A 26909-nucleotide genomic window follows, 5' to 3' on the forward strand; every position below is an offset into this window, starting at 1 on the left:
AACTTTGGACAAAAAAAAAGACGTCCGATTGGACGCTTTAGCTAGTTTTATTTCTCCCCTCCGACAAATATTGTTCAAGCTGATCAAAGGTCCCCCCAAAGCCCTGCTTCATGGAATCGAACATCCCCTCAAAGAATTTGCGCTCTTCTTCAGTAGAATTAATCGGTCTGCTGCAAAGGGTTATTTGGGTTGTACCATTATTATCGCTCATTGTTACCTCATTGCGAATTTCGAGCGGGATCAAATCACTGAATGGAGACCTGACAATGTTTCCTGCCTCATCCGAAAAGCAGTTGATCCAGACAATCTTCTCGGGAGCCTTGATCTCCTGGTACACAAATTTACCCCACATTTGACTGCCATCAGGAGCTTTCAAGCTGTAGTGGAAAAATCCGCCCTCACGAAAATCGAGATGCTTTACACTTATTTTAAACCCTTTCGGCCCCCACCAGTGCTTCAGGTGCTCTGCTTCAGTCCATACTTGGAATACAAGTTCGCGTGGCGCATGAATCTCACGCGTTATTACTAACTCTATGCTTTCCGAGTTGGGCGTCATATCGATTCCTCCATCAATCAGTATTCACTTTTAATTTATATAAGTGCTTGGACGAGATGCCGTGCCCAGCCGCGATTACTGACACCGCCAATATTATTAAACAAAGTTAATACCTTTAAACATACCCACCCAGTTAAATATATAAATCTAATCATTACGAACTTTATTTCAAGGCAACTACTTTGTTAATGCTTGTAAATACTTGCCGTTACTTATGATTTATCTACTCCATGCGTTGGGACATAGAAGTCTTCTTTAAGTGCGCTAAATCCTTGTTACGCTTGCAAAAGGAGTTTCAAAGACTTTCATACAATCTGCTCGTCAGTCATACGACAATCGTATTTTCCAGATACATTCTGCTCGCATAGCTGCATCGACAAAGCATCTACCACCGTACACTCGGAGGTTTGTTTTATTTGCTTTGCGATGAAGTTAGCGCCTTATATTGGGTGGTAGCCTTGCAAAACTTCTGAATTGATCAATGAAGTAACCACAAAGGCTAACAAGAAGCTTACAAAACTGATCCAAAGTCAACTTCAACAATGGATTGCCGGTTTGCCAAGTTATCTCAAGGCTTATCTGCCTATTTCAAGCTGCGAAGTTTGAGTTACTGAGAAATGGTTGCATGATAGCTGGCTGCAGCAAGAAAATTATGATTACGTAAGCGAGAGTTAACGCGTATGGCGGCAATATTGATGCTAGCGGCAGCAACTATTGAAAACGAAATAGAAGTATGCTAACGTAAAAAGAGACCGATCGGTATCTTTTTACGTTAGCATAGAAGCACACATTTTTCTAACACAAAGGAGAGTAATACATGACTTCACTGTTTATTATTCCAGAAAGCAAGCTGTCGGTTGATGCCACTCATTATGTGCGAGAACTTTCAACCCAAACACTATTCAATCATTTGATGAGAACATATGCTTTTGGATATATGATCGCTCAGAAGAATGATCTGAACATTGACATGGAATTGCTATATCTCGGTGCCATCATGCATGACTTGGGCTTGACCGAACCATTTGCAGACAGAGAGCGTACTTTTGAAATCGAGGGCGGAGAGGCGGCTTGCCATTTCTTGGTTCAACATGGTTATCCAATCGAAAAAGCGGAAATCGTACAAAAAGCGGTCGAACTGCACGCCACGGTCGAAGCAGAAAAAAAACAACCTGAGATTGCTCTGGTACATTTAGGGGTTATGGTTGATGCAGGTTTTCGGGTCGATCTTTTTCCAAAGGATCTTCTCCAGCAGATCATCGAAGACTATCCACGACTCGGGATTAATCAAAAAATGATCGAGCATTTTACTTACCAACTTCAGAAGAAAAACGATACGAAATTAATTCCGATTATCGAAGCAGCGAAACATCACTCCCATTTCAGTGAATGATGCAAACTGGAGGTGAAGGATATGAAAAAAGGTGAGCAAACCCGAAGACACATCATTTGCAAATCAGCCGAGCTTTTTAACCTTCAAGGATATGCTGGTGTCTCTCTCACCGAAATTATAAATGCTACGGGAATTCAGAAAGGGGGCATCTATAAACATTTCGTCAATAAGGATGAAATTGCGATGGAAGCCTTTGAATATGCCGCCGACACTGTATTCGAGCAATTTGTAGCAGCTGTCAGTTCTCGGCAATCTGCTATGGAAAAACTGATCAGTATGTTTGAACTGTACAGCAATGTTGTTGACTCTCCTCCATTTGTGGGAGGCTGCCCCGTGATGAACGCGGCCATTGAGTACGATGATGGACATCCATTGCTGCGCGAGAAAACCCAGAATCGCATGCGCGACTTTATATCATTTATCAAGAACATCTTGCATGAGGGCATAACGAATGGGGAATTCAAATCGAGCATCGATCAAGATGGCGCAGCCTCTTTTCTTATGGCCGCGCTTGAAGGCGGGATTATGTTGAGCAAACTGGAAGCTGATAATCGGCATATTCATTACATTAAATATCATGTATCTGCTTTTTTGAAGACATTGGAAGCCTAAGCCTCTGCATTTAGTTGACAAGAGCGCTGACCCCGGGAAGAACAGCATCTTGTCAAAAATTGAAACAGAAGGTTATTGGTCCTTTACGTCATTGTAAAAAACTATATTATCGATCCTGTAGCCAAGGGATATTTAACTCAAACTTCGCTAGTGACAACTAATACTTAATGCTAATCCTCTGGAGTAACGGAAAGCTCTAGTTCAACAAAAACAGCGGCGAACAAAAGCTTTATTTTATATTCTTTGTTCGCCGGACAACTAACACTATCGTCTTAATCTGCTGATATAGCTACTATCAAGTACAATTTCTTTCCTAATCTTGTGTACCATCACTTGTGGTACGGTTCCCCCCGACTAATCCGAAACGCCCGATAAACCTGCTCAAGTAGTATTAACCGCACCAACTGATGCGGAAACGTCATCTTCGAAAACGACAACAACGCATCCGCCCGCTTCAACACCTGATCAGCCAACCCCAACGACCCGCCAATCACAAACGCCACCTGACTGCGCCCATGCAAAGCCAGCTTGTCCATCTCCGCAGACAGCTTCTCCGACGACCACATTTGCCCATCAATCGCCAGCGCAATCACATACTGATCCTGCTTGATCTGTGCAAGAATACGCTCGCCTTCCTTGCGCTTTACCTGCTCCATCTCCGCCGCGCTCATCTCTTCCGGCGCCTTTTCATCATTGACCTCGATCACTTGCAGTTTGCAGTAAGCAGACAAGCGCTTGCTGTATTCATCAATGCCCTCACGCAAATATTTCTCCTTCAGCTTCCCTACCGTAATAATCGAAATTTGCATGCCCTACATTCCCTTCTCTTTCAAAAGCGCAATCTGCCCAGGCTCTCCACATTCCCGGCAACGCTTGTCTACTCCATCCCCCTCAACCGCCTGTGCCGCATACGTATCCGGCGCCGCCTCAAAATCATTTACGTAATCATCCAGCTCCTGCTCCAAATGCTCCATGCAAGCAAACCGCACCGGATACTCCGCCAACAGCTCAACTTCTTTGCCTTCTATTTGTAAGCTTCTCATCTTCATATCCATATCAAATGCCTCTTTTCCGTTCAATAATGTCGCTTCCTATTCTACCCCAGAACAGCAACAAAACAAATGAATCCACCAAAAAGACATCGATGAGTTTACAATCATATGCCTTTGTATTTTATAGCTTTTGTTTTTTAACCTTCGCCGGACATTTAAAGCTATAGAGAGAAAAAAGAAGAAAACGGCGAAAGTCTTTGGGATACCAACCGAAGCGTAATGGAAAAAGGGAAACCTGCCTTTAGCGTCCACCTCTGAGACACTGCGTAGCTGCACGACTTTGGACGCGGGTTTCACTTTTTACATGGAGCTGGGCAGAACCGCTTCCCAGCAGGTAGCCCAAGAACTTGAGCGTTTTCTTCTTTTTTCTCTCCTCCACCGAAAGCCCGTCTAACAAAAAAAAGAGAGCGCCGTATCAGCTCGGCGCTCTTAAGAAGGGATCTATTTAAAAATAGATAGAGGGGGGAACTTAAGATACTGCATATATGCAAACGGGATAAAATGCATCCCGGAATTGCCCGTCAGTCAAAGTTTGTTTCCTTCACATGCCTGCCCAAAATGGTCAGTGCTTCTTACTGCTGTGGCGGTGCGGTCAGCTTAACCTTGGCAGTCTTCTGAATACCGTCACGATAGAACGTAATATCCATCGTATCGCCCGGCTTTTTGTTCATCGTCAAATACTTCCGCAGCTGAGCGCTGGTGGAAATGTTCTTGTCATCCAGCTTGATAATGACGTCGAATTGTCTCAAGCCTGCTTGACCTGCAGGAGAGAATTTGCCTACTTCCGTTTGGACGACGACGCCCGCATTGACATTGTCAGGCAGATTCAAGGTTTCTTTCCATTCGTAGCGCGGCACATTAGCCAAGTCGAGTGGCTGCACACCGAGGTAAGAACGTTCCAGCGTGCCTTTTTCCATCAGCTGGTCCACGATCACTTTGACATCATTGATCGGGAGGGCAAAACCTAACCCTTCGACACCTGCTTTGGAAATTTTCAGGGTGTTAATCCCGATGACTTGACCCTCGATGTTTACGAGGGCACCACCGCTGTTACCAGGATTGATCGCTGCGTCTGTTTGAATGACATCCAGCTCCCAGTCGTCCTGACCATCTTCGTTAAAGTCCATGGGCATGGAGCGTTCCTTGGAACTAATGATGCCTTGTGTAACGGTCCGGGAGAACTGCATTCCCAGTGGGTTCCCGATGGCAATAGCCGGCTCGCCCACCTGTAAGGTAGAGGAATCGCCAAACTCAGCAACGTCCGTAACCTTGGAGGCGTCGATTTCCAGTACAGCCAGATCGGCGTAACCATCGGCGCCGACCACTTTTGCCGATACTTTTTCACCTGTTGGCAGGGCGACCTCCAGCTTTTGCGCCTTATCGATTACGTGGTAGTTGGTAACGATGTAGGCTTTTCCGCCTTTTTTCTGAAAGATGACACCAGAGCCTTGGCCCTGCTCTACATCCATCGAGTTCTGCATCCAACTGTTTCTGCGCTGACCGATGTTGATTACTCCAACGATCGCATTTTCTACTTGCTTCACCGCATTTACTGTACCCGATCCCACACTTACAGATACTGGCTTAGCAAACAGGGTAGAAGCGGAGGTATTACTGCTTATCGCATTTTCTGTTCCAGGCTCAACCATATTAATATATCCCGCATTGGAGAGCGTCGGCAGCGTGAGCAGGACGACCATCCCCCCAATTACCGCGGACGTTACAGACGTTACGACCATACGTCCAATGTTAGAACCGCGTTGTTTTTTTCGCTCCACGTGAGTTAAATCATCATAAAAACCCATGATTCATACTCTCCTTTCTATCTTCCACCATTACTAGCTTTGCAGGTTTTTCATGCTCGTATACACAATGACATGCGCCTTATTTGGTGTGCATGATTGATTTCGTTGATGTCTGTTTCCTTTTGACACCCTTAGTATACGACCTGCTTTCGGCAAAATGGCGTGAGAATTATGGAAAGGTTGTGGAATAAAAAAAGCTCCCGGAATATTTCTCCGAGAGCACGGATATGATAGATTAAAAGCTTTTTCTGCCAGAACAAATAGAAAGGATTGATAGACTTGAAAGAAGTCCACCTCATCGCCAAGCTGGCTGACCTTCAGGAAGTAGACTACCACAATACGCTTGTCCTGCATGCCCTTATCGAGCTGCTCGTAGCCAAAGGACTGCTGACACATGACGAGCTGACTGCCAAAGTGAATGAGCTCGATACACAGTTAACTTTCCATATCGATACGTACGCGAAGCTCACAGAGCGCATCGCCAGTCGTCAAGCGGGGATCAAACCGAGCTTATAGCTCTTCCAGCTTGGTAGGTCGATCTGGGTACGTATCGCGCAGATGCACATCGTCGCCAACAGACAGGCCCCGTTCCTCCAAGATGTTTTTGACCGTCAGTCGAGCCAAATCAATCATGTTGTTTTCCTTACTCAAGTGGGCGAGGTACACGCGTTCTGACCCACCAGTCAAACAATCGAGCAAAGCATCGCCCGCCGCTTCATTGGACAAGTGCCCGACATCACTCAAGATACGTCGCTTGATGCTCCAAGGATACTGGGACATACGCAGCAGCTCGACGTCGTGATTCGACTCGAACACATACGCATCTGCTCCACGAATCGTCTCTTTAATGCGATCACTAACATACCCCAGGTCAGTCGCGACACTGAGCTTTTTCTTGCCATGATAAAAACAAAAGCCCATCGGCTCGGCGGCATCGTGCGAGATTCCGAATGACTCAATGCCCAAATCCTCTAACTCTTTCTTTTCCCCCACAGAAAAGAAGCGTCGCTGATCTTCCTTGATTGTCCCGATTTGCCCGTCCAGCTCCGACCACGTCTTTTCATTGGCGTAAATCGGCAATCCATATCGCCGCGCCATGACGCCGACTCCTTTAATATGGTCGACGTGCTCGTGGGTGACGAGAATGGCGCTGAGCTCTGCTGGATTGACACCAATGGTCTCCAGTGCCGCTTCTGCTTGCTTTCCTGTAATCCCTACATCGATCAATACGGAAATACGGTCTGTTGCCACATAAATGGCGTTGCCCGTACTCCCGCTTGCCAATACACTAAATCTCACCGAACATCCCTCTTCCCGTATCTTTCCCAGGCTGTCTATCTCTTCAGTGCTGCGTGACCATCGGACGCTCCAGAGCCCCTGTAATCGCGTTGACAAAATGCCATTTGCCATCGTGGACCACACGCCATACAGGCACCAGCGTCTGAATATCCGCATCGTAAGAACCGTAATAACCCAGGCTCACATTCTCAATCCGTTCCCCTGGTGAAATGATTTGCTTGTCCACCAAAGAGCGTAGTGCCGCATAACCAGAGATCACCTGTCGTTCCCCCTGCTGCTTGCGAAGGTGGAAAAAGGTCTGCCTGTAGCCAAGTATCGCTCCGTTGTCCAAATACATTTCCAACGGCGCGACGAATACTGGCATTTTATCATAGACCTGCCAATACAAGAGCCGCGCTTGATTCGGTTGATACGGATCGGCTACGTACTGATCGGAATAAATCAGCCTTGGACCAATTTGTCGCAAGAGCTCCTGAGGATTCAACTGACCACGAATCTGCATGGGTGGGTTCAGCTTGGCAGCCAGCGCCATCTTTTCTACCGTCGCCTGAAGCCCCGATATCTCATGCAAGGAAATCGGATTAATTCCGACATACTCCGCATCCAAATTGGACATTTCCGGTGTATCCTGCGGCACTTCTGTATCCAATGTGATATTTTGCTGATTCAAGTACAGCTCTGTGTTCCATTTCTCGCTCTGCGCGACTTCCTTGTCATTCCACAAGCTAATGCGTGTCACATACACCTGATACAGGAGAAACAAATCGAGGAAAAGGAAGGCCCAGATCAGAATCGTCTTGGTCCTACTCCAATCCATGCGCCTTCCCTCCTCCCTGTTTGGTATGCGCAGAAATATACAGGTTGGCCTGATTCGCCAATTCCACAACCCAGATTGGCATCAGGTCCACGTATCCATCGCCTACTTTGGTATGGTAAGCCAAATAAGCATTCGTGACTTTTTCCGTATCCGCCAGTTTTTTATCACGAATATATTGATACAACTCCGGACCAGACATGATCATCCACTCTTTATTATCGATATACTTGTCCAAATCCAACTGTGAACGACTCATCGTCACAACCTGGCCTGCTTCTGAGGTAATTTGGATCGTATCGATTTGCTTGGCCTCCCTCTCACTAATCAAGGGATACGCCCCCAAGTACTGGCGGAATGTGATCAGGTCTTTTTCATTGTAGCTCTTCTTGATTCGTTCAAAATGGTACTCATCAAGCCAGCCCAAGTGCTTGTTCATGAAGGTAACGGCACTCTGCACTTTTTCTTCATCAGACAGCTCCTGATCCCGCTGTTGGTACGCCGGGTCGGTAAACGTGAACGCCTGCTGCTCCGATCTTAATTGAATCGATCTGCTGCCATCTGTAAAAATAACCGTTTTGTCCCGCTCCATGATCTGTCTGACGAGTGACTGATCGATAAAGTAGGACTCGATTAGTCTTTCATTCGTAACAGGTACGTAGCTGTAGCGGAATTGCTGCATGGGCAACTGATTCTTTGGCAAATAGTAAGTACTCCACATCAGAGCAGGTCCTTCCAAATCTACGAAGCTTCGCTCTGGTTTGACGATTTTCATGATTTGCTCAGGCATTAAATCACCAGAAGCCAGATACGATTCTCGCAAATCCTTAGGGCTGATCGATGTTCGAGAACGCATCATTCGACCTTCCTCAGTCGACAAAAACAATGCGTAGACGACATCCTCGTCCTTCTCGTAGTACAACCACAATCGGTCAATTCCTTTTATTCGGTTGTCAAACTCATCCCGAAAGGTAACCAGCCGACCTACAATTGACAAGGGAACCGTGCTCCGAAAGCGCACTTCCAAACCCATCTTTTCCCGGGCAATATCTTCCCATTTCTCATTCGAGATGGTGAGCGGAGAAAAATCGAGGAAGATCCACTTCGACATTTCTCGCACGATCAAACTGTAAGGAGCATCGGTTGCGGATGCTTTCGTATGGCGATTTTCCCCATAGTGAAAAACAACAGACTCCGGCGTAACGAGCTCTTCGAGTTGTTTTTCCTGAACTGGCTTTGATTGCGTGTACTCTGCCGGTTCAATAAATTGAAGATTGGGTTGATTCGACCACAACATCGCTGTCAAAACAAAGCTGGCTAGCACTAGCAGATTGAGTAAGACGGTCTTGGCAGGCTCCAGCATCCGCTTCATCCCGTTTTTCCTCCTTGGACAAATGGCACCCAGAACGTGACTGTCGTTCCCGCGTTCCATTCACTCGTAATCTCGATATCTGCACCGTGTGCCTGTACTAATTCGCGGGCAATCGCCAATCCCAGACCTGTTCCACCCTGACCGCGCGAACGCGCCTTGTCTACGCGGTAGAAACGCTCAAAAATTCGCTTCAAATCGCGGCTGGGAATACCAATTCCTGTGTCAGTGATGGAGATTTGGACCCGATTTTGCTTGTGGTTCTCTCTTGCCATGAGAACCACAGTGCCCCCTTGAGGCGTATACTTGATCGCATTGGACAAAAGATTATCCAATACTTGATTGATCGCATCCAGATCAATGTAAACCGGCGGAAGCTTGCTCGGGATATCCAGACTGAGCTGAATCTCCTGTTGCTCACTGAACATGGAAAAACGATCGGCAGCATAGTGAAGCAATCGATTGATGTCCGCTTCCTTGCAATGCAGTCGAACTCCCTGCGAATCAAAACGCGATAGCTGCAACAAATCGTTTACCAAGCGAATCATGCGCTCTGTCTCCGACGACGTAACCTTCAAGAACCGCTGGGACAGCTCCGGCTCTTCCACTGCACCATCCAGCAGGGCTTCCACATAGCTCTTAATGGTTGTCAGTGGTGTCCGCAGCTCATGCGATACATTTGCCACGAATTCGCGGCGCTGCTGCTCCAGTCGCTGCTGCTCCGTCACATCGGCAACGACAGCGATGATCCCACCCATTTTTTTGCTATCGTGCTGCAAGGGCGTAAACGTCACACGCAGGATTACTTCTTCCTTATTCGGCAGCGTCATCTCAATGATAAGCGGTTCTTCCTGCGCATAGAGCGACATCTCATCTTCTGGCGGAAGCCCCAACAGATCATACAAGGTACGTCTCTTGAGAAGGACGTCAGCCATCGTCACCTGCAACATATCTTCGGCAGCCCGATTGAACAGGATGATCTGTCCATTCCGGTTAGCGGCAATAACACCGTCCGTCATGTTGCTCAAAATTCCCGCGAGCTTCTCACGCTCTTCCTCTTGCTGCAAGATCGCTTCCTGCAAACGCAAGGTCATATGATTAAAGGCCATACCAAGTTGGCCAATTTCATCATCGCTATAAACACGTACACTACTGTTAAAATCTCCGTCTGCCACCAATCGTGCCTGACGGGTCATCTCCTTCACAGGCTTGGTGATGGTGCGGGCCAACACGACCCCGAGCACCGCCGTAATGGCCATTGCGATCATCGTACCTGTCCCTAAGATGCCGTTCATTTTCCCAATCGTGGCATAAGTGCCTTCCATCGAAGCGATCATGTAGACCGCACCGTATACGATCTGATCGCCCTTAACAGGTAATGCCAATACCTTCACCCGCGCCCCCGTCTTCGGGTCGATCCGCATCGATTCACTGCGCGTCCCGAGCAAGGCAACCGTTACTTCAGGCTGCGAGGTCCGCTGTCCAATTGTACTTTTGTCCTCTGTCGTCGCAACCACCGTTCTTGTCTGATCGATGACCTGCACATTTGCTCCATTGATTTTTACCAGGTTGTTGATCAGGTTGTCGATGTCCTGGCGGTTTTGTTCTGCGTTGGATTCCTTCCCGTCATGCGGGCGCAAATCGCTTTCCAGCAAACTCGCTAACAAACTAGCTTGTCCATTCAATGCCTCGGAAAAGTTGTTGATGTAATAGCTCTCGACTTCCCGGGCAAAGTAGGCGCTAATAAATTGCATCGCAAGCAAAATCAACAGCATGTAAATGATGACCATTTTCCACTGAACGGTTTTGAACAGCCGCCTCATCCAGGCTGGCCTCCCATGCCGGGATTGCGTAATGTATAGCCCAAACCACGCCGCGTGATAATGTACTTCGGCTGGCTTGGATCATCCTCAATTTTTTCCCGCAAACGACGGATGGTCACATCTACCGTCCGCACATCGCCAAAATAATCGAATCCCCAGACCGACTGCAGGAGATGCTCTCGCGTCAATACTTGTCCCTGATGGCGAGCGAGGTACACTAGCAGCTCAAACTCACGGTGCGTCAGCTCTAGTGCTTCTCCCACCTTTTCGACGGTATACGAATTCAGATCGATTTCCAGCTCATGCACACGCAGTACATGCTGGCTATCCTTGTCTTCCACTTTCGGGCGGTTACGGCGCAAATGGGCCTTTACACGAGCTACCAGCTCACGCGTACTAAATGGCTTCGTTACGTAATCGTCCGCGCCCAATTCCAGCCCGAGTACTTTATCCAATTCAGAGTCTTTGGCAGTCAGCATGATGATCGGCACATCATACGTTTGGCGAACGGTTCGGCATACGTCCATTCCGTCTCTGCCTGGAAGCATAACATCCAATAAAATCAGATCCGGCCGCTCATCCTTGACCACGACAAGTGCCTCATCACCATCGTAGGCGCATACGACCTGATATCCTTCTTTTTCAAACGTGAATTTCAAAATATCTGCAATCGGTTTTTCATCGTCAACTACGAGGAGTTTTGCCATCCTGGGCCCTCCTTTTTCTGTAAGTGCGTGTTCAACAGTCTTTTGTTTCCTCTTAAACTGCCTCTTCAAGGATTCCACTTTGACAGTCACTATTCCTCTACAATACACCATGTACGCCGTGTAAAGAAGGGCTTGGCATTCAATCCCTGCCAGCAAAAAAAGGGCCCCTCCTAAGAGTTGCCCTTTCTTATCCAAAAATTACTAGTCTATTTTAAGTAACGAATCGGGTTTTGATTTCGTCCATTTTGTAGAACCTCAAAATGCAGGTGGACGCCGGTCGATTGCCCAGTAGAACCCTTTACGCCGATTTTCTTTCCTTGGCTAACAACATCGCCGGCTTTCACATTAATGACGCTCATGTGACCGTACAATGTCTTCATTCCATTGCCGTGATCGATGATAACCGATTTTCCATAGTCACCATTCCAACCAGCGAAGGTGACACGTCCATTGTCTGCCGCCATGACAGAACCAGCACCGGCAATATCAATTCCTTTATGCATGCTGCCCCAGCGTTTGCCGAAGCCGCTGCTGATATACCCGCTAGCAGGCCAGCTCAAACGGCCTGTACCGCGCGATGGGATAACTTTTGTACCGCGCTCCATAATTTTGGTTACAGGCTGCAAAGTTACATCTTGTTTGATGACTTTGCGACTAACTACTTGTCCATTTTCTTTCACAACTTCGTACTTAACTGTTTTACTACCGTTTTTACCTTCTTGTACGACCTTTGTTTCGCCTTTAGGAACCTTGTCATTGTTATTAATCTGGGTATTAAAAGCAATGACCTCTTGTTGATCTACTTCTTCTTTGACTTGTACAGTAACCAGCGGACGAACTGCGGTTACATTGATTTCTTGTCCCAATTGAAGGACGGTATTTTCCGTAACACCTGGGTTGTTCGCGTAAATATCTTTTGATGTAATGCCGTATTTCTTCGCGATGCAACCGATGCAATCGCCTTCTACGACCGTGTGCTTCATATCCTTGAAGGTGCCTTTTACCAGCAACTCCTCGAGTTTATCGGCAGACAAAATTTGAGATGCATCGACTGTTTCGTTTTGCATCTCTACGTTTTCTTTAAATGCGACTTCTTTTACCGGATTTGGTTTGACTGGGACTGTGGATGCTGCTGCTACAACAGCCTTTTTCCCTGTCGTTGCAGGAACTCCGGAATATTTTTGCTTCACTTCAGCCAGTACTTGATCAGCCGATTGCTGGTCTGGCAGGTAACCTACTACTTTGCCGTCAATCATTAGCTTAACGCCCTGAACCTTAATATCCGCTACGGATGCCAGAGCTTGTACAGCGGCATCATTATTGAACGATGCCTTGAATTCACGCTCTTCTTCAAATGTAATATAGTCAGCCAATTGCAGGTTGAGGCCTGTTTTTGCCTTTTCCTCTTCCAGCTTGGTTGCTGTCCAGTTATGTATCACATTTGGATCATTTACCACGCCAATCTCTTTGCCGTTCACACTGACATGGTAGACCGAATTGACATTGCTTGTGTAATAGTATTGTGCAGATGCGCCAGCAGCAATCGTCAAAACTAGACCTGCCGCAATTGAAAGCGATTGTTTTTTATGCGACTGGATGTAAGAGCTTGTACGTTTCATTGTACGTTTCGCCAGATCACTGCAATCCCGAACGATTCGTGATGACCGTTCCTGCAGCTTGGCCTTCCATTCTGACCAATGCATAACTTGTCCCTCCTGAAAACAGATACAACTTGCTCGTTCCATTTCCTGAAAATTTTTAATTTATTGACTAGGTCGTAAATCCCATAATTTAGTTTCCATTTATCTGCCAAATTGCCTAAAGAAACCAACTATGTCGACTTTACCATAAGATTAACGACAACATCAAGTGTAAATTGCTGTCGAATAAAAAAATAGACACAGAGTCACTATATGTACAAACAATTGGTAGCATTTATCATATCTGGAGGCTGATATACGTGAAGGAACGTAACATTCTTGCAGGATTTCACACCGAAGATGATGCCCAAAAGGCAGAAAAAGCACTTCGACAAGCTGGTTTTTCCATCATTCAGATCGACAGAATTGGACAATTCCCTGGTGACGGAAATGAACAGATCCTGAATCCTATAACCGGAGATTTTCCCAGCTTGGGCAACCTAACACTGGCAGCTGACTTCCCAAGCGGCAGGGATGCAAGCGTCATGGCCGCAGTAGATCCAGACGCCAGCGGTATGGCCGATCGAGGCGATGACAATTTGAACCGCAGTGTCTTGTTAACGGCAGTCGTACCAGAGGAACAAGGTGATCTTGCGACTGAGATCATCCGATCGTATGGAGGCATGGTCTAAAATAAATATAGCCATCTTCCTAAATGTCTAGGAAAGATGGCTTATTTCGTTATGAACATCTGTGACTCACACCTCTTGCATCGAGGTAACGTCTTTTAACGCAAGTCTGCGTATTTTCGTTTTCTCGGCGTCATTTGGTTGTTTGTATGTCGTGATAAAGCAAAGGTAGCCATTGTTGAAATGAGTCATGGTTCCCTTGATGACGACGCCATTGATCATCTTTACCTGTACATTTTTGCCCAGCAGCTTCATGGCCTTTTGGTCAAATCCAAAACCCATCATCATGATCACCTCTCCATTTCTCCCTATGTCTATCCATATGCCCAGAGGGTCTCGTTTCGTGTCTGTCCCTTGCAAAAAAAAAGAAAGCTGCCGACTGCTCGACAGCTTTCTTCTATTTATATAGTCAATAGCTTATCCGTAAATGCCACGAACAACGACCGTTTGCTCACGATCTGGTCCTACGGAGAAGATCGACATTGGAATACCAGTCAGTTGCGTGATGCGTTCAATGTAGTGACGAGCGTTTTCTGGCAAGTCGTTCAGATTGCGAACGCCTGTGATATCCTCTGTCCAACCTGGCAGCTCCTCATAAACTGGCTCGCATTTCGCCAGCAGGTTGAGGTTCGCCGGGAACGACTCGATGATTTCTCCATTGTATTTGTAGGCTGTGCAAATACGCAGGGTCTCAATGCCAGACAATGTATCCAGCTTGGTGATCGCCAAACCAGTGATACCGCTGACACGACGAGCATGACGAACGACTACACTGTCGAACCAGCCTACGCGGCGTGGACGACCTGTTGTTGTACCATATTCGAAACCAACCTCACGAATATGGTCGCCGGTTGCATCATTCAGCTCAGTCAGGAACGGACCGTCACCTACACGTGTTGTGTAAGCTTTTGCCACCCCGATTACTTGGTGGATCTTGGTTGGTCCTACACCAGAACCGATAGTCACGCCACCCGCAATTGGGTTGGAGGACGTTACGTAAGGATACGTACCTTGGTCAATATCGAGCAATACGCCTTGTGCGCCTTCGAACAATACGCGGTTGCCGTTATCAATGGAGTCATTGAGGACAACAGATGTATCGGTTACGTAAGGACGAATGATTTCTGCCAGAGCCAAGTATTCATCCAGAATTTCTTGAAGCTCAAAGCCAGTTGTGTTGTACATTTTCTCCAGCAGCATGTTCTTCTCTGCCAGGTTGCGCTCGAGCTTGCGAGCAAACTCATCGCGGTCCAACAAATCAGCAATACGAATACCGATACGAGCAGCTTTATCCATGTAAGCAGGTCCGATACCTTTACGGGTCGTACCAATTTTGTTAGCACCGCGGCTATCTTCCTCTACGCCATCCAGCTTGATGTGGTATGGCAGAATCACATGCGCGCGATCACTGATTTTCAAATTGCTTGTAGAAAAACCGAAGCTGTGAATGTAGTCCAGCTCTTTTACCAATGCCTTCGGATCGATTACCATACCGTTTCCGATTACGCAGGTCTTGTCACTATAAAAAATTCCGGATGGAATCAAATGCAGCTTATACTTGTTACCATCAAAAATAATGGTATGGCCTGCGTTGTTACCGCCTTGATAACGAGCCACTACCTCTGCACTTTCAGCTAGATAGTCTGTAATTTTACCTTTACCTTCATCGCCCCACTGGGTTCCGACGACAACGACTGTTGACATCGAAAAACACCTCCTGATATTATCATGTCTTTCCGGGCCTGAAACAATCTAAGTTTACTAAACGAGACTCCCCATGTCAACGCTAAATACGAACATTCATATACTTAATTGTTGATATGTTCGGCAATTCAATATAGAAAAAAAAGCCGGAATTTCTCCGACTTTTCGTCCATTCCAACTATTAACCTGCTTGATTTCGAAAGCGATGATCCAGGTTAACGAATTTGTTGAATTCTTTCAAGAACGCCAACTCCACCGTTCCGGTTGGGCCGTTACGCTGTTTGGCGATAATGACTTCGATGACATTCTTGTTTTCTGTTTCCTTGTCATAGTAGTCATCACGATACAAGAAGGCAACGATATCGGCGTCCTGCTCAATCGACCCCGATTCACGGATATCCGACATCATCGGTCGCTTGTCCTGCCGTTGCTCTACACCACGGCTCAACTGCGACAGGGCGATAACCGGCACGTTCAGCTCACGCGCGATCCCTTTTAGCGTACGAGAGATCTCAGATACTTCCTGCTGACGGTTATCTCCTTTGCCTCGTCCATGAATCAGCTGAAGGTAATCGATCAGGATCAGACCCAAGCCCTTCTCTGTTTGAAGGCGACGGCATTTCGCCCGGATGTCCTGTACAGTAACCCCTGGTGAATCGTCGATGTAAATCGGCGCTTTCGCCAGCGTACCGATTGCCATCGTCAGCTTTTGCCAATCGTCTTCCTCCAGTGTACCTGAACGCATCCGGGACGCATCCAGATTGCCCTCCGCACAAATCATACGCTGTACGAGCTGAGAAGCACCCATCTCTAATGAGAAGATGGCTACAGTTTCACCTGCACGAGCTGCTACGTTTTGCGCGAGATTCAAGGCAAAAGCCGTTTTCCCTACAGAAGGACGGGCTGCCAAGATAATCAGGTCACTGCGCTGCAAGCCTGCAGTCATCTTGTCCAAGTCCGTATATCCCGTAGAAATCCCCGTAATATCACCGCGTCGCTGACTCAAAAACTCAATCCGCTCGTACGTTTCCAGAAGGGCATCACGAATCGGTGTAAAACCGCCACTGTTGCGATTTTGACCGATCTCCATGATGTACTTCTCCGCATCTGCGATGATCTGCGTGACATCATCCTCACGGGAGTATCCGTCATTGGCAATCTTGGTAGCTGTATGAATCAATCGCCGAAGCAGCGATTTTTCTTCTACAATTTTTGCGTAGTATTCGATGTTGGCAGCCGTTGGAACTGAGCTGGCAATTTCCGTGAGATACGTAACCCCGCCGACTTCATCCAGCAGCTTGTGGTCCTGTAGATCCGCTGTAACCGTAACCAGATCGACAGGTTCGCCTTTTTCATACAGGTCCACCATCGTTTGAAAGATGCGCTGATGCGCTGTCTTGTAAAAATCCTCCGGACGGAGAATCTCAATGGCCGTGATTAAAGCTTCCTTAGACAAGAACACGGCACCCAGTACCGATTGTTCCGCTTCCTTGTTCTGTGGCGGCACACGATCCAAAAACAGGTCGCTCACGTCACACCCCCCACAATTGAGACATTATTCTTCCACAACGTGTACTTTCAGAGTCACGGTAACTTCGTTGTGCAGTTTTACTTTGATTTGCGTCACGCCCAAAGCACGGATTGCATCCATTTCGAGCTTACGCTTGTCTACTTTGATTTTAAACTGATCTTCCAGCGCTTGCGCTACTTGTTTGCTGGAAATGGCACCGAACAGTCGGCCGCCTTCGCCTGCTTTTCCTGCTACTTTCACTGTCAGCTCTTCCAGCTTTTTGCCCAGCTCCTGAGCATCCAGCTTTTCTTGCTCCTTGCGCTTATCTTCGCTGCGCTTTTGAGCGTCGAGCGTTTTCACGTTGCTATCTGTCGCTTCTTTTACCAGCTTCTTTGGCAACAAGAAGTTGCGTACATAGCCCTCTGACAAATCCTTGATTTCGCCTTTTTTCCCTTGGCCTTTTACATCTTGAAGAAAAATGACTTTCATCATCGTTTCCCCCTTTATATTTTGGCCTATACGACCGAGTCAATCGCTTCTTTCAAACGACGTGTAGCTTCTTTAATTGATATGCCTTGAATTTGTGTGGCAGCACCAGTGAGGTGACCGCCCCCACCCAGAAGTTCCATAATGGACTGAACATTGATGTCGCCCAGAGAACGTCCGCTGATCAAGATCGTATCATCGGATCGCTCTGCAACAACAAACGACGCCTGGATTCCTGACAAAGTAAGCAGCTGCTCAGCAGCTTGTGCCACCTGTACCTGGGTGTAATCCTCGGACGGGTCTCCTATGGCAATCGCCATGTTGTCGCGGTACGTTTCCGTGTTCATGATGATTTTTGCCCGCTTCACATACTGTCCCAGATCTTCTTTCAACAGACGCTGGACAGCCGCGGTATCGGCCCCGTTACGACGAAGGAAAGACGCCGCTTCAAAGGTCCGTGAACCTGTGCGGAAGGCAAAGCTTTTGGTATCCACCACAATCCCGGCTAACAGTGCCGTTGCAATCAGATTGTCGATATTCAATCGCTCGCTCTGATATTGCAATAGCTCCGTGACGAGCTCGGCCGTCGAAGAAGCATATGGTTCCAGATACAAGAGTACGGGCTCAATGAACTCCTCCGAACGTCGATGGTGGTCGATCACCACAATTCGGCTCGTTTCCGTCAACAGCTTCGGCTCAATCACCAGCGATGGTCGATGCGTATCGACGACTACCAACAATGTGCGACCGGAGATGAGTCGGATCGCCTGTTCTGGCGTAATAAAGGTCTCAGCCAACTCTTCATTGGCATAAATCTCTTTCATCAGACGCTCGACAGAATGATTGCCTTCGTCCATGACGATATAAGCCGTTTTGTTGTGCAGCTGCACAGCCTTCAATACACCAAGTGATGCCCCGATGGAATCCATGTCAGGCTGTTTATGCCCCATGACGATGACGTGCTCCGCCTCATGAATCAGATCACGCAAAGCATGTGCAATAACACGAGCCCGGACACGTGTCCGCTTTTCCACCGCATTTGATTTCCCACCATAGAAAGTGAGCTTGTTGCCAATCTTGACAGCGCACTGGTCGCCACCGCGCCCTAATGCGATATCCAAGCTGGATTGCGCCATTTGTCCAAGCTCAATGTAAGTGGTAGCGGCCGCTCCAACCCCGATACTAAGCGTAATCGGAATTTTGTTGTCAGCCGTCATCTCGCGTACTACATCGAGAATGTCAAATCGCGATTCTTCCAATTTATCAAGTGCTTCCCGTTCCATCAGAGCCAAAAACTTGTCGGCTGTGATTCGGCGAAGATATATGCCATGTTTGTTGGCCCACTCTGTAATCACACCAGCTACGCTTGTAGAGAGCAGCGTACGGCTCTGATCATCCATTACTTGTCCAACCTCGTCCAAGTTGTCGAGGTGAATGATGGCAAGTGCAGCCTTTTCTCGATGGTAACGAGTCGTCAATTCTTTGAAGTCCGTAATGTCCTTGAAATACAAAAGGCGCTCATCGGACCGCACAATGACCTCGTATACCCGCTCGTTATAAGTAAACTCCAGCCGTTTTTGCTCCGGCTTCCAAACCAGTTGAGGGAATACCTCTTGGAGGCTTTTCCCGATCATGGTTTCATCCCCGGACATATGCGTCATATACGGGTTTACCCACTCAATTGCCTTTTCCTCGTTGTATAAAAGAATTCCGATCGGCAGTTCCTGGATAACGCCTTCTCCCGCCTTCTTCACACGATGGGTAACCGTCGCCAAGTACAGGCGCAAGTCTCGTTGGAACCCCTTTTCTGCTTGAAGAGCGTAAAGAACCAAGCCAATCAAGCAAATCATGCCGATTGCCCCGTACATCCAATGGAACAAGGTCAAAATCCCCAACAACAGCAAGCTAAAGCTGAGTGCCAGGACCATGTGCATCCCGTACCAACGCTTTAACAGGAACTTGGGCATTTCCTCAGCCCCTCTTCACTCTTGTTTCCAGTTTTTCACGCAAACGAATTCCTAGGTCAAATATCCCTACTAGACTAAGTATAGTACTTAGGGGTGGAAAAATAAATAGACAGACAACGAGCACAGGAGTCAATCTCTTCCAGCCGTACAAATAGGCAGCAAATAGACAAAAACTCAAACCCTGCAAGGTAAAAACAGCATCCAGCATGACTTTCAGGTTCATCAGGGCGATTTCCCAGAACGTGCCCTGCATGCTTTCGGCAAACAGCAAAAGACTGATCATCGCAATAAAGTAGTAATAAAGCAATGAGCGAGGGAAGCTCCATTCCCGAACTGGCTTCAATGCTGGAATCGGTCTGCGCAGACGTCGTCCAATCAGACTCGCCAATCCATGAATAATGGCGGTTGATAAAAAGCTGAACATAACAAGACTCGTAGGCAAAACAATTTTGCCCAGTTGCAGGAGCTGATCAAACTGCTCTTTTGGCACCATTGCTGGACGCATCTTAGCAACTTCTTGCATGATGGCATTAAAATCAACGTTCATTCCGAATGCCATAAATGCCAGCATCGAAACAACACTCAAAAAGGCAACGCCTGCCCCTGCCACGATCGCCGGAAGAGCCGCTCCTTTTTTCGTATAAAAAATCCCCATTACTGAACCCCAAACCGCACTTGAAAAAGCAAGTGTAGCCGCAAACGGACCAGTAATGATCCAGCCGAGAAAGGTGAAGGCAAGGGAGATCCACACCATGTTAGGTACTGTTCGATTTACTGCCAAAAGGATAAACGGCAGAGGTATCAAGAAACTGACGAGTCCTCCCAGTATGGTATATGTACTGAGAAACAGTAGCACCAGTGCGATACCCAGCATAAGGGCATTTTCAGCCAAGTGTTTCGTTTTGGACGGCATGTCAGCACCTCATTATTCATGTCTCATGTACAGTCTCCATAGAAAACTATGGAAAAAAGAGGGCCACGCAATTGTGCCCCTCTTTTTATAGCTTTTGAAAATTATTCAGCAGTGTAAGGCAACAGTGCTACTTGACGAGCGCGTTTGATCGCGATAGTCAGTGCACGTTGATACTTCGCAGAAGTACCAGTTACACGACGTGGCAAGATTTTGCCGCGTTCGCTGATGAACTTTTTCAGCAAATCAACATCTTTATAATCGATGTGCTTGATTTTGTTCACTTTAAAGAAGCATACTTTACGACGCTTATTAGGACGTCCTTTGCGTGCCATGATAGTCCCTCCTTCGTAGGAATGTGAAAGTTATACGATCTTAGAACGGCAAGTCATCATCTGAAATGTTGATCGGCTTGCCTGCACTCGCGAAGGGATCACCAAACGGATCGTAGTCATTGTTTCTTTGACCGGATGGTTTGTTACCGCCACCCATGCCAGGGCCTGGATCGTATCCTGAATTGTCTCCGCCAGCTTCATTGCCTCGACCGCCCAAAAATTGAACGTTCTCCGCAACGACTTCCGTCACATACACTCTTTTACCTTCTTTATTATCGTAGGAGCGTGTTTGCATACGTCCTTCAATAGCTGCTTGTCTACCTTTACGCAAGTAGCTTGCGCACAGATCGGCAAGTTTTTGCCAAGCGACAATATTAATGAAATCCGTTTCTCTCTCACCCGCTTGATTGGTGCGGGGACGATTCACGGCCACAGTAAAAGTAGCAACGGCAACGCCATTTGGCGTGTAGCGAAGTTCTGGATCTTTCGTCAGGTTGCCGATGAGAATGACTTTATTCATCTTGGTTCCCCCTCTGAACGCGACAATGATTACTTCTCATCACGAACAAACATAAAGCGGATTACGTCGTCATTGATTTTCATCAGACGCTCAGCTTCCGCAACAGCATCGGAGTTCGCTTTGAAGTTCATCAAAACGTAGTAACCTTCACGGAACTTGTTGATTTCGTACGCAAGACGACGTTTACCCATTTCTTGAAGCTTGGAGATTTCTCCACCATAGTTAGTTACAACTTCGCTGTAACGAGCTACATTGGATTTTACTTTCTCTTCTTCAAGGTCTGGACGCAATACATACATCACTTCGTATTGACGCATACCTTTTCACCTCCTTATGGACTTTGCGGCCCTAAACGGGCAAGGAGCGAGTGCTAAAAACGAAACGCACAATACATGCACTCCATAAATACTCGCATTATCGTATTATAGCAAAACGCCTATGCCGAATCAAGAATTTCGTACTAAACGTTAAAACGGAAATGCATAACATCTCCATCTGCCACTACGTACTCTTTCCCTTCAAGACGGTACTTCCCGCGATCTCTCGCTGCTGCCACAGAACCAGCATCTACCAGATCATCGTACGCAATCACTTCCGCACGAATGAAGCCGCGCTCGAAATCGGTATGAATTACGCCTGCCGCTCCTGGAGCCTTTGTACCCTGACGGATGGTCCAAGCGCGTACTTCTTGTACACCAGCTGTGAAGTATGTTACCAATCCCAGCAGTTTGTAAGCAGCACGAATCAAGCGGTCGAGACCAGACTCAGAAAGTCCCAGCTCTTCCAAGAACATTTCTTTGTCTTCGCCCTCGAGCTCAGCGATTTCTGCTTCTACCTTCGCGCTGATGACAACCACTTCTGCGCCTTCACTCGCTGCATGCTGACGAACTGTCTGCACATGCGGGTTGTTGTCTGCATCGTTAATGCCGTCTTCCGCTACGTTGCACACGTACAGCATTGGCTTGATTGTCAGCAGATGCAAATCGCGAATCCATTTGCGCTCTTCGTCATCGAGTTCTACACTGCGAGCAGATTGACCCTCTTCGAATGCTGCTTTCAATTTCTCCAGCACGTCCAGCTCTTGTTTGGATTCCTTGTCGCCGGATTTCACTTTGCGTGCAATGCGGTCAATACGACGATCAACAGAGTCCAGGTCAGCAAAAATCAGCTCCAGGTTGATTGTCTCGATATCGCTCAAAGGATCGACGCGACCTGCTACGTGAGTGATGTTCTCATCTTCAAAGCAACGGACTACATGGGCAATCGCGTCCACTTCACGGATGTGTCCAAGGAACTGGTTGCCAAGTCCTTCGCCTCTGCTCGCGCCTTTTACCAAGCCTGCAATGTCTACGAATTCAAACGCAGTTGGAACTACCTTGTTTGGTACAACGATCTGTGTCAGCTTTTCCAGACGCGGATCTGGTACCTCTACGATCCCTACGTTCGGGTCAATCGTACAGAACGGGTAGTTAGCCGATTCCGCGCCCGCCTGTGTAATGGCATTAAACAATGTCGATTTTCCTACGTTAGGAAGACCTACAATCCCGCATGATGCACCCATCTATATACACCTCGTTCATTTAATATCCAACTCAAATAGTCTATCACATTCTGTCATTGCGTCCAATCAACCATTAACTTGAAAACAATGAATACGAATTAATATAGTAAACGTCAGGATCGGATCAAATAAGTTATCACACGCTCTTCCCTCTTTACCCCGATCCAACATATCTCGAAATCCATTTGTTTCAGGTGTATCCACCGACAGATACAAGTAGTAAATCCCTTTTTTTACAGTAGGTGGATTCATGATATTGATACGAGGCATAATAAATTAATGCTACTTACATGTTCAATGGGTTGAGTGATCAGAGAAATAAGAGGAGGAGAAAAATGTTACCCAAAAAGGGAAAGTTAGCCATCACCTTATCGCTTTTGTCAATAGTTTTCTTTAGTCTTTGGATTAATGATAGTAATGCCGTACAACAAAAAATATCTATTTATCTTAATGGTGAACAAAAGACCGGGTGGGACCCCCAATTCATAAATGGGCGTGTCTATGTACCAGTTAAGTTAATTGCGGAATCTTTAGGTTCTAAAGTAAGTTGGGATGACAACAAACAAGCAGTTGATATTAACGCTGATATCAAAATGATTGCTTCTATTCCTGAAGAAGAAATTTACTTATATGCTTTAAATAAAAATAACAACATGTACAAAGATTTAATAGTAAGCATTAATGGGGTTAAAAAGGTTTTTAATTGGCAAACCATTGCAAAGATTGAAGATTTACCTCAATTGCGTTATTTAGATTTAAATAATGATCAAAAAAAAGAATTGGTTATTATTTTAAGTAAGGGCCATGGGACAGGTTTTTCTAACAAAACAATTCATATAGTAAATCCTGAAAACCTTACTGAGCATCATATAGAAAATCCATTAGATATCATTAAAAACAATGTCACAACAAAAATAATATCTGATACTGAAGTGGAAATAAAAATAGGTGAAACTATTTCTAATATAAAGTTAGAGGAAATCCCTTTTAAATTGTCCAAACTTTTTCCTGAGAGAGTTTCTGAAATTAGTTATGGAAATCTTGTTTATTACGAAATCTCCAATCATACAATAAAGGCTATTGTTGGTGTAGAAGGTGATTATTTGAAATATATGGGGGATATAATCATTGAATATGATTTTAAAGATGGCAAATTCATAATGAAAAATATTTTATTTAAAAGACCAAGCGTGACGAGCTAAGCAATAGTTCGCAGCCCCTTTCAATACACTGATTGAACCTTTCTTGCCATGTATGAGCTCTATGCACTACGATTACTTTGTTAGCCAGCGTTTGTGTTGCCTGTTCCACAGTATCAGTCGCCCAAGATAGTCTCAACTCAGACAACTTCCACTAGACTGAAAAAAACTTGTTCTTTGAAATCTCTCGACATTTTCATAAATGAGGTGACTCCAAAAATGAAGCTCTTACTTCTCGGTGCCACTGGTCGCGTAGGAAGCCATATCCTCGACTACGCATTAAAAGATGGGCATGAAATAACCGTTCTCGTTCGCTCGGCAGACAAGCTCCTTCATCTGGCTCATGAAAATATGCGTGTCCTGACCGGAAACGTCCTCGATCAAAAGGATGTTTCATCAGCCATGCGTGGAGTTGACGCGGTCATTAGCGCTCTCGGAACAGATAAAGCGACGACGTTATCTGAAGGAACTCCCTATATTATTGAAGCAATGAAACGTGAAGGCGTGTCACGCATTATTACGGTGGGCACCGCTGGCATCTTGCAAAGCAGAGTTTCTCCTGACCTGCTCCGCTATCAATCCAGTGAGTCCAGACAAAAATTGACGCGTGCTGCCGAGGAACATCACAAGGCATACTCGCTCTTGGAACAGTCCGAACTCGATTGGACCATTGTATGTCCGACCTATTTGCCTAATGGCGAGTATACAGGCACTTACCGGGTTGAGGCTCACCAGTTGCCTGTAGATGGGATGCAAATTTCCGTTCCCGATACGGCAGAGTTTACGTATCAGCAGCTTTCCAGTTCCGAATACATACAGGCGCGAGTCGGTATTGCCTATTGATACATACAGAAAAAACAGGCTCCTATCCGTAATGGAAGGGGGGCCTGTTTTTCTATTGCTTCTTTACTTCTCGTTTACCAGCTTTTCCAGCTCATTCAATGTCTCTTCAAAGATTTCCATCGCTTGCTCGATTGGCTGGGACGTGGACATGTCCACACCTGCTGCTTTCAGCACCTCGATAGGCGGAGCAGAGTTACCCGCTTCGAGAAAGTTTTTGCGAACTCGATCCACAGCTGGCTGACCTTCATCCATGATTTGCTTCGCTAATGCTTGTGCAGCGGCAAAGCTCGTCGAGTATTGATAGACGTAGTATTTATAGTTGTAGAAATGGCTCACACGTGCCCATTCCATACCGATTTCCTCATCGGAAACCATGTCTTTTCCGTAGTACTTTTTGTTGATGTCGAGGTAAATCTTCTTGATCGCTTCCGCATTCAGAGATTCCCCAGCTTGCTCCTTCTCATGAATCGCTCTCTCAAACTCCGCGAACTGCGTCTGACGGAACAGAGTGGAACGGAAGTTTTCCAGATAGTGATTCAAGAGATACATCTTCTCTTCTTTCGTCTTCGCCTTCGCGTACATGCTCTTGAACAGCAGAGTTTCATTCATGGTAGAAGCCACTTCTGCCGTGAAGATTGGATAGTTGGACGAAATGTACGGCTGGTTTTTGTTCGTGTAATAGGACTGCATGGCATGTCCCATCTCATGGGCGATCGTATACACATCATCGAGTGTACCTTGGTGGTTCAACAGGACGTATGGATGTGTATCATAAGCACCCCATTGGTAAGCACCCGTGCGCTTGTCATCGGTGGAATAGACATCTACCCAACCGCCATCGAGGCCTTCAGACATTGCCTTCACATAGTCATCACCCATTACCTGTAGCCCATCAACGACAATTTTCTTCCCTTCGTCGAAGGAAATATATTTGTCATCAGATGGAACGATCGGCACGTAAATGTCGTACATGTGCAATTCCTTCACGCCAAGCATTTTCTTTTTCAAAGCAATGTAGCGATGCAGCAATGGCAGATTGTCATTCACCGTGTCAATCAGCTCATCATATACCTTCGTCGGTACGTTGTTCGGGGTCAGGCTTGCTTCCAGCGCAGAATCGTAATTGCGTACCGCTGCGTAGAAATTATCGCCCTTTACTTTGGCAGCCAACGTCGATGCAAACGAGTCTTGGAAATCAATCAGAGCCCCATAATACGCCTTGAACGCTTCTCTGCGCACATTTTGATCTTTGCTTTCCATATAGGAAATGAAATTGGCACGAGTTAACTGTACTTCTTTGCCTGTCTCATCTTTGATTTTAGGGAACCTCACGTCCTTGGACAGCATGCTGTAAATATTAGTAGGCGCACCGCCCAATGGAGACGATTTCGCCAAGAGCTGCTCCATATCCGCAGAGAGTGAGTATGGTTTCGTTCTCAGCATGTCTTCGATAAACAGCTTGTAAGGCTCAAGCTCCTTTTCGGACAGCAAGCTTTTTATTTTGTCGTCGGGAATCGCAACGATTTCAGGCTGTACCCATGAGGTTTTTTCCGTGACAAGCGTGTACATTTTCTCAGCGCGGTCTCCCAGCTTTTGTAGATCAGGATTCGCGGAGTTTACATCGAGAGACATGTTTGCGTACACGTATGCTTTGTCATTTAAGCGCATCAATTCAACATAGTCATCGAATGCAGCCTGCATCGCAGCAGAAGATGTACCCAGCTTGCCTTGGTGCTTTGTGAAAGCGTTTGCCAAAGATTCAACCTTAGCAACATCCTTTTCCCATTCCTTAACAGTCGGATAAATATGATCCAGCTTCCACTTGTACGCATCTGGGATCTCAGCGCGAGTTTGATAAGAAGGCTTTTCAGCAGCAAGAGCTACCGCCTGCGTGCTGTAAGGAATGAATGGTACGGATACTGTCGACAATGCAATGGCCAAAGCCGTAACTGATGCAAATACTTGCTTCTTCAAATCTCAATCGCCCCTTTTCTTCTATCTATTTTTGCCAAATTTATAAGTGTGTAATTATATTTTCACCTGCCAAATTCCTTCTTACTAATAAAAATTTTTAAAATATTCAATAATAACCGTCGATTTATCCAGAGAAAATCC

27 protein-coding genes and 1 pseudogene are annotated in these 26909 nt (G+C 46.5%); 7 read left to right on the top strand and 21 right to left on the bottom strand.

Translation table 11 applies throughout. The annotated features are described in order from the left end of the window. Positions 1-37 precede the first annotated feature (37 nt). Positions 38-556 (bottom strand): SRPBCC family protein, encoded by a 519-nt coding sequence (locus tag C7R94_RS20355; protein ID WP_106784173.1) that lies wholly within the window; start codon positions 554-556, stop codon positions 38-40. 221 nt (positions 557-777) lie between these two features. Here C7R94_RS20355 and C7R94_RS30725 point away from each other — a divergent pair. The 3 genes and pseudogenes from C7R94_RS30725 to C7R94_RS20370 form a co-directional block, all read left to right on the top strand. Further along, positions 778-1162: pseudogene (locus tag C7R94_RS30725) on the top strand (IS4 family transposase); the annotation flags it as partial. 211 nt (positions 1163-1373) lie between these two features. Further along, the gene (locus tag C7R94_RS20365) at positions 1374-1949 is read left to right on the top strand and encodes an HD domain-containing protein (RefSeq protein WP_106784176.1); all 576 of its coding nucleotides are present in this window, start codon (positions 1374-1376) and stop codon (positions 1947-1949) included. Positions 1950-1970: 21 nt separating this feature from the next. Next, positions 1971-2561, top strand: coding sequence for a TetR/AcrR family transcriptional regulator (locus tag C7R94_RS20370; RefSeq protein ID WP_106784178.1), 591 nt, complete (start codon positions 1971-1973; stop codon positions 2559-2561). Positions 2562-2890: 329 nt separating this feature from the next. On the opposite strand, the gene rlmH is transcribed toward C7R94_RS20370, so the two are convergent. The 3 genes from rlmH to C7R94_RS20385 all read right to left on the bottom strand — a co-directional run bounded on the left by rlmH (position 2891) and on the right by C7R94_RS20385 (position 5418). Then, positions 2891-3370 carry a 23S rRNA (pseudouridine(1915)-N(3))-methyltransferase RlmH gene (gene rlmH, locus C7R94_RS20375; RefSeq protein WP_048035457.1) on the bottom strand — a complete coding sequence of 160 codons (480 nt, stop codon included), beginning with the start codon at positions 3368-3370 and terminating at the stop codon, positions 2891-2893. A 3-nt stretch (positions 3371-3373) separates the two neighbouring features. Continuing rightward, on the bottom strand, positions 3374-3640 hold the full coding sequence (locus C7R94_RS20380; RefSeq protein ID WP_233220622.1) for a CxxH/CxxC protein: 267 nt from the start codon (positions 3638-3640) through the stop codon (positions 3374-3376). 545 nt (positions 3641-4185) lie between these two features. Beyond that, on the bottom strand, positions 4186-5418 hold the full coding sequence (locus C7R94_RS20385; protein WP_106784181.1) for a S1C family serine protease: 1233 nt from the start codon (positions 5416-5418) through the stop codon (positions 4186-4188). A gap of 279 nt (positions 5419-5697) precedes the next feature. On the opposite strand from C7R94_RS20385, the gene C7R94_RS20390 reads away from it, so the two are divergent. Next, positions 5698-5934, top strand: a complete 237-nt coding sequence (locus tag C7R94_RS20390; RefSeq protein ID WP_106784183.1) for a hypothetical protein — start codon at positions 5698-5700, stop codon at positions 5932-5934. On the opposite strand, the gene C7R94_RS20395 is transcribed toward C7R94_RS20390, so the two are convergent. The 6 genes from C7R94_RS20395 to C7R94_RS20420 all read right to left on the bottom strand — a co-directional run bounded on the left by C7R94_RS20395 (position 5929) and on the right by C7R94_RS20420 (position 13133). Continuing rightward, positions 5929-6717, bottom strand: coding sequence for an MBL fold metallo-hydrolase (locus tag C7R94_RS20395; protein WP_106784185.1), 789 nt, complete (start codon positions 6715-6717; stop codon positions 5929-5931). The two genes, C7R94_RS20390 and C7R94_RS20395, sit on opposite strands and share 6 nt — an antisense overlap. Positions 6718-6760: 43 nt before the next feature. Beyond that, complete coding sequence (locus C7R94_RS20400; RefSeq protein WP_106784187.1) at positions 6761-7534, bottom strand: two-component system regulatory protein YycI; 774 nt, start codon at positions 7532-7534, stop codon at positions 6761-6763. After that, positions 7521-8903, bottom strand: coding sequence for a YycH family regulatory protein (locus C7R94_RS20405; RefSeq protein ID WP_106784190.1), 1383 nt, complete (start codon positions 8901-8903; stop codon positions 7521-7523). The genes C7R94_RS20400 and C7R94_RS20405 overlap by 14 nt, the downstream gene beginning before the upstream one ends. Further along, a complete protein-coding gene (gene walK, locus C7R94_RS20410) occupies positions 8900-10723 on the bottom strand; it encodes a cell wall metabolism sensor histidine kinase WalK (RefSeq protein WP_106784192.1) in 1824 nt (607 codons plus the stop codon). The genes C7R94_RS20405 and walK overlap by 4 nt, the downstream gene beginning before the upstream one ends. Beyond that, complete coding sequence (yycF, locus tag C7R94_RS20415) at positions 10720-11430, bottom strand: response regulator YycF (RefSeq protein WP_106784195.1); 711 nt, start codon at positions 11428-11430, stop codon at positions 10720-10722. The genes walK and yycF overlap by 4 nt, the downstream gene beginning before the upstream one ends. A gap of 206 nt (positions 11431-11636) precedes the next feature. Further along, positions 11637-13133: a LysM peptidoglycan-binding domain-containing M23 family metallopeptidase gene (locus C7R94_RS20420; RefSeq protein WP_106784197.1), complete on the bottom strand. Its 1497-nt coding sequence runs from the start codon at positions 13131-13133 to the stop codon at positions 11637-11639. Between the two features lie 173 nt (positions 13134-13306). Between C7R94_RS20420 and C7R94_RS20425 the strand changes: the two genes are divergently transcribed. Then, a complete protein-coding gene (locus tag C7R94_RS20425) occupies positions 13307-13762 on the top strand; it encodes a hypothetical protein (protein WP_083995087.1) in 456 nt (151 codons plus the stop codon). Positions 13763-13828: 66 nt separating this feature from the next. On the opposite strand, the gene C7R94_RS20430 is transcribed toward C7R94_RS20425, so the two are convergent. The 10 genes from C7R94_RS20430 to ychF all read right to left on the bottom strand — a co-directional run bounded on the left by C7R94_RS20430 (position 13829) and on the right by ychF (position 22752). Beyond that, the gene (locus C7R94_RS20430) at positions 13829-14044 is read right to left on the bottom strand and encodes a hypothetical protein (RefSeq protein WP_007720197.1); all 216 of its coding nucleotides are present in this window, start codon (positions 14042-14044) and stop codon (positions 13829-13831) included. Positions 14045-14176: 132 nt separating this feature from the next. Further along, positions 14177-15463 (bottom strand): adenylosuccinate synthase, encoded by a 1287-nt coding sequence (locus C7R94_RS20435; RefSeq protein WP_047070268.1) that lies wholly within the window; start codon positions 15461-15463, stop codon positions 14177-14179. Positions 15464-15644: 181 nt separating this feature from the next. Beyond that, positions 15645-16994 (bottom strand): replicative DNA helicase, encoded by a 1350-nt coding sequence (dnaB, locus tag C7R94_RS20440; RefSeq protein WP_047070269.1) that lies wholly within the window; start codon positions 16992-16994, stop codon positions 15645-15647. A 24-nt stretch (positions 16995-17018) separates the two neighbouring features. After that, a complete protein-coding gene (gene rplI / locus C7R94_RS20445; RefSeq protein WP_047070270.1) occupies positions 17019-17462 on the bottom strand; it encodes a 50S ribosomal protein L9 in 444 nt (147 codons plus the stop codon). Positions 17463-17488: 26 nt separating this feature from the next. Next, positions 17489-19426 carry a DHH family phosphoesterase gene (locus C7R94_RS20450; protein WP_047070271.1) on the bottom strand — a complete coding sequence of 646 codons (1938 nt, stop codon included), beginning with the start codon at positions 19424-19426 and terminating at the stop codon, positions 17489-17491. A gap of 4 nt (positions 19427-19430) precedes the next feature. Further along, a complete protein-coding gene (locus C7R94_RS20455; protein ID WP_106784199.1) occupies positions 19431-20339 on the bottom strand; it encodes a DUF2232 domain-containing protein in 909 nt (302 codons plus the stop codon). Between the two features lie 101 nt (positions 20340-20440). After that, positions 20441-20671 carry a 30S ribosomal protein S18 gene (rpsR, locus tag C7R94_RS20460; protein WP_005831740.1) on the bottom strand — a complete coding sequence of 77 codons (231 nt, stop codon included), beginning with the start codon at positions 20669-20671 and terminating at the stop codon, positions 20441-20443. A gap of 40 nt (positions 20672-20711) precedes the next feature. Beyond that, complete coding sequence (locus C7R94_RS20465; protein ID WP_047070273.1) at positions 20712-21191, bottom strand: single-stranded DNA-binding protein; 480 nt, start codon at positions 21189-21191, stop codon at positions 20712-20714. A gap of 29 nt (positions 21192-21220) precedes the next feature. Further along, on the bottom strand, positions 21221-21508 hold the full coding sequence (gene rpsF / locus C7R94_RS20470) for a 30S ribosomal protein S6 (protein ID WP_047070274.1): 288 nt from the start codon (positions 21506-21508) through the stop codon (positions 21221-21223). Between the two features lie 143 nt (positions 21509-21651). Then, a complete protein-coding gene (gene ychF / locus C7R94_RS20475) occupies positions 21652-22752 on the bottom strand; it encodes a redox-regulated ATPase YchF (RefSeq protein ID WP_047070275.1) in 1101 nt (366 codons plus the stop codon). Positions 22753-23087: 335 nt separating this feature from the next. On the opposite strand from ychF, the gene C7R94_RS20480 reads away from it, so the two are divergent. Together C7R94_RS20480 and C7R94_RS20485 are read left to right on the top strand one after the other, a co-directional pair. Continuing rightward, positions 23088-23954 (top strand): stalk domain-containing protein, encoded by an 867-nt coding sequence (locus C7R94_RS20480; RefSeq protein ID WP_158264697.1) that lies wholly within the window; start codon positions 23088-23090, stop codon positions 23952-23954. 216 nt (positions 23955-24170) lie between these two features. Beyond that, entirely contained in the window at positions 24171-24794 is a 624-nt protein-coding gene (locus C7R94_RS20485) for an NAD(P)-dependent oxidoreductase (RefSeq protein ID WP_106784204.1), read from the top strand. 63 nt (positions 24795-24857) lie between these two features. Here C7R94_RS20485 and pepF read toward each other — a convergent pair whose 3' ends face one another. After that, positions 24858-26768, bottom strand: a complete 1911-nt coding sequence (gene pepF / locus C7R94_RS20490; RefSeq protein WP_106784206.1) for an oligoendopeptidase F — start codon at positions 26766-26768, stop codon at positions 24858-24860. Positions 26769-26909 lie beyond the last annotated feature (141 nt).

It is taken from the genome of Brevibacillus sp. NRRL NRS-603, assembly GCF_003013445.1.
GTDB lineage: Bacteria > Bacillota > Bacilli > Brevibacillales > Brevibacillaceae > Brevibacillus > Brevibacillus formosus.

Coding starts and splice junctions, on each gene's coding strand:
- rpsF (WP_047070274.1), bottom strand. CDS start 21,508: ATGCGTCAATACGAAGTGATGTATGTATTGCGTCCAGACCTTGAAGAA.
- yycF (WP_106784195.1), bottom strand. CDS start 11,430: ATGGCAAAACTCCTCGTAGTTGACGATGAAAAACCGATTGCAGATATT.
- C7R94_RS20450 (WP_047070271.1), bottom strand. CDS start 19,426: ATGCCCAAGTTCCTGTTAAAGCGTTGGTACGGGATGCACATGGTCCTG.
- C7R94_RS20370 (WP_106784178.1), top strand. CDS start 1,971: ATGAAAAAAGGTGAGCAAACCCGAAGACACATCATTTGCAAATCAGCC.
- C7R94_RS20355 (WP_106784173.1), bottom strand. CDS start 556: ATGACGCCCAACTCGGAAAGCATAGAGTTAGTAATAACGCGTGAGATT.
- walK (WP_106784192.1), bottom strand. CDS start 10,723: ATGAGGCGGCTGTTCAAAACCGTTCAGTGGAAAATGGTCATCATTTAC.
- ychF (WP_047070275.1), bottom strand. CDS start 22,752: ATGGGTGCATCATGCGGGATTGTAGGTCTTCCTAACGTAGGAAAATCG.
- C7R94_RS20400 (WP_106784187.1), bottom strand. CDS start 7,534: ATGGATTGGAGTAGGACCAAGACGATTCTGATCTGGGCCTTCCTTTTC.
- C7R94_RS20435 (WP_047070268.1), bottom strand. CDS start 15,463: ATGTCAACAGTCGTTGTCGTCGGAACCCAGTGGGGCGATGAAGGTAAA.
- C7R94_RS20365 (WP_106784176.1), top strand. CDS start 1,374: ATGACTTCACTGTTTATTATTCCAGAAAGCAAGCTGTCGGTTGATGCC.
- C7R94_RS20465 (WP_047070273.1), bottom strand. CDS start 21,191: ATGAATAAAGTCATTCTCATCGGCAACCTGACGAAAGATCCAGAACTT.
- C7R94_RS20430 (WP_007720197.1), bottom strand. CDS start 14,044: ATGATGGGTTTTGGATTTGACCAAAAGGCCATGAAGCTGCTGGGCAAA.
- rlmH (WP_048035457.1), bottom strand. CDS start 3,370: ATGCAAATTTCGATTATTACGGTAGGGAAGCTGAAGGAGAAATATTTG.
- rpsR (WP_005831740.1), bottom strand. CDS start 20,671: ATGGCACGCAAAGGACGTCCTAATAAGCGTCGTAAAGTATGCTTCTTT.
- C7R94_RS20485 (WP_106784204.1), top strand. CDS start 24,171: ATGAAGCTCTTACTTCTCGGTGCCACTGGTCGCGTAGGAAGCCATATC.
- C7R94_RS20420 (WP_106784197.1), bottom strand. CDS start 13,133: ATGCATTGGTCAGAATGGAAGGCCAAGCTGCAGGAACGGTCATCACGA.
- rplI (WP_047070270.1), bottom strand. CDS start 17,462: ATGAAAGTCATTTTTCTTCAAGATGTAAAAGGCCAAGGGAAAAAAGGC.
- C7R94_RS20405 (WP_106784190.1), bottom strand. CDS start 8,903: ATGAAGCGGATGCTGGAGCCTGCCAAGACCGTCTTACTCAATCTGCTA.
- C7R94_RS20385 (WP_106784181.1), bottom strand. CDS start 5,418: ATGGGTTTTTATGATGATTTAACTCACGTGGAGCGAAAAAAACAACGC.
- C7R94_RS20455 (WP_106784199.1), bottom strand. CDS start 20,339: ATGCCGTCCAAAACGAAACACTTGGCTGAAAATGCCCTTATGCTGGGT.
- C7R94_RS20480 (WP_158264697.1), top strand. CDS start 23,088: ATGTTACCCAAAAAGGGAAAGTTAGCCATCACCTTATCGCTTTTGTCA.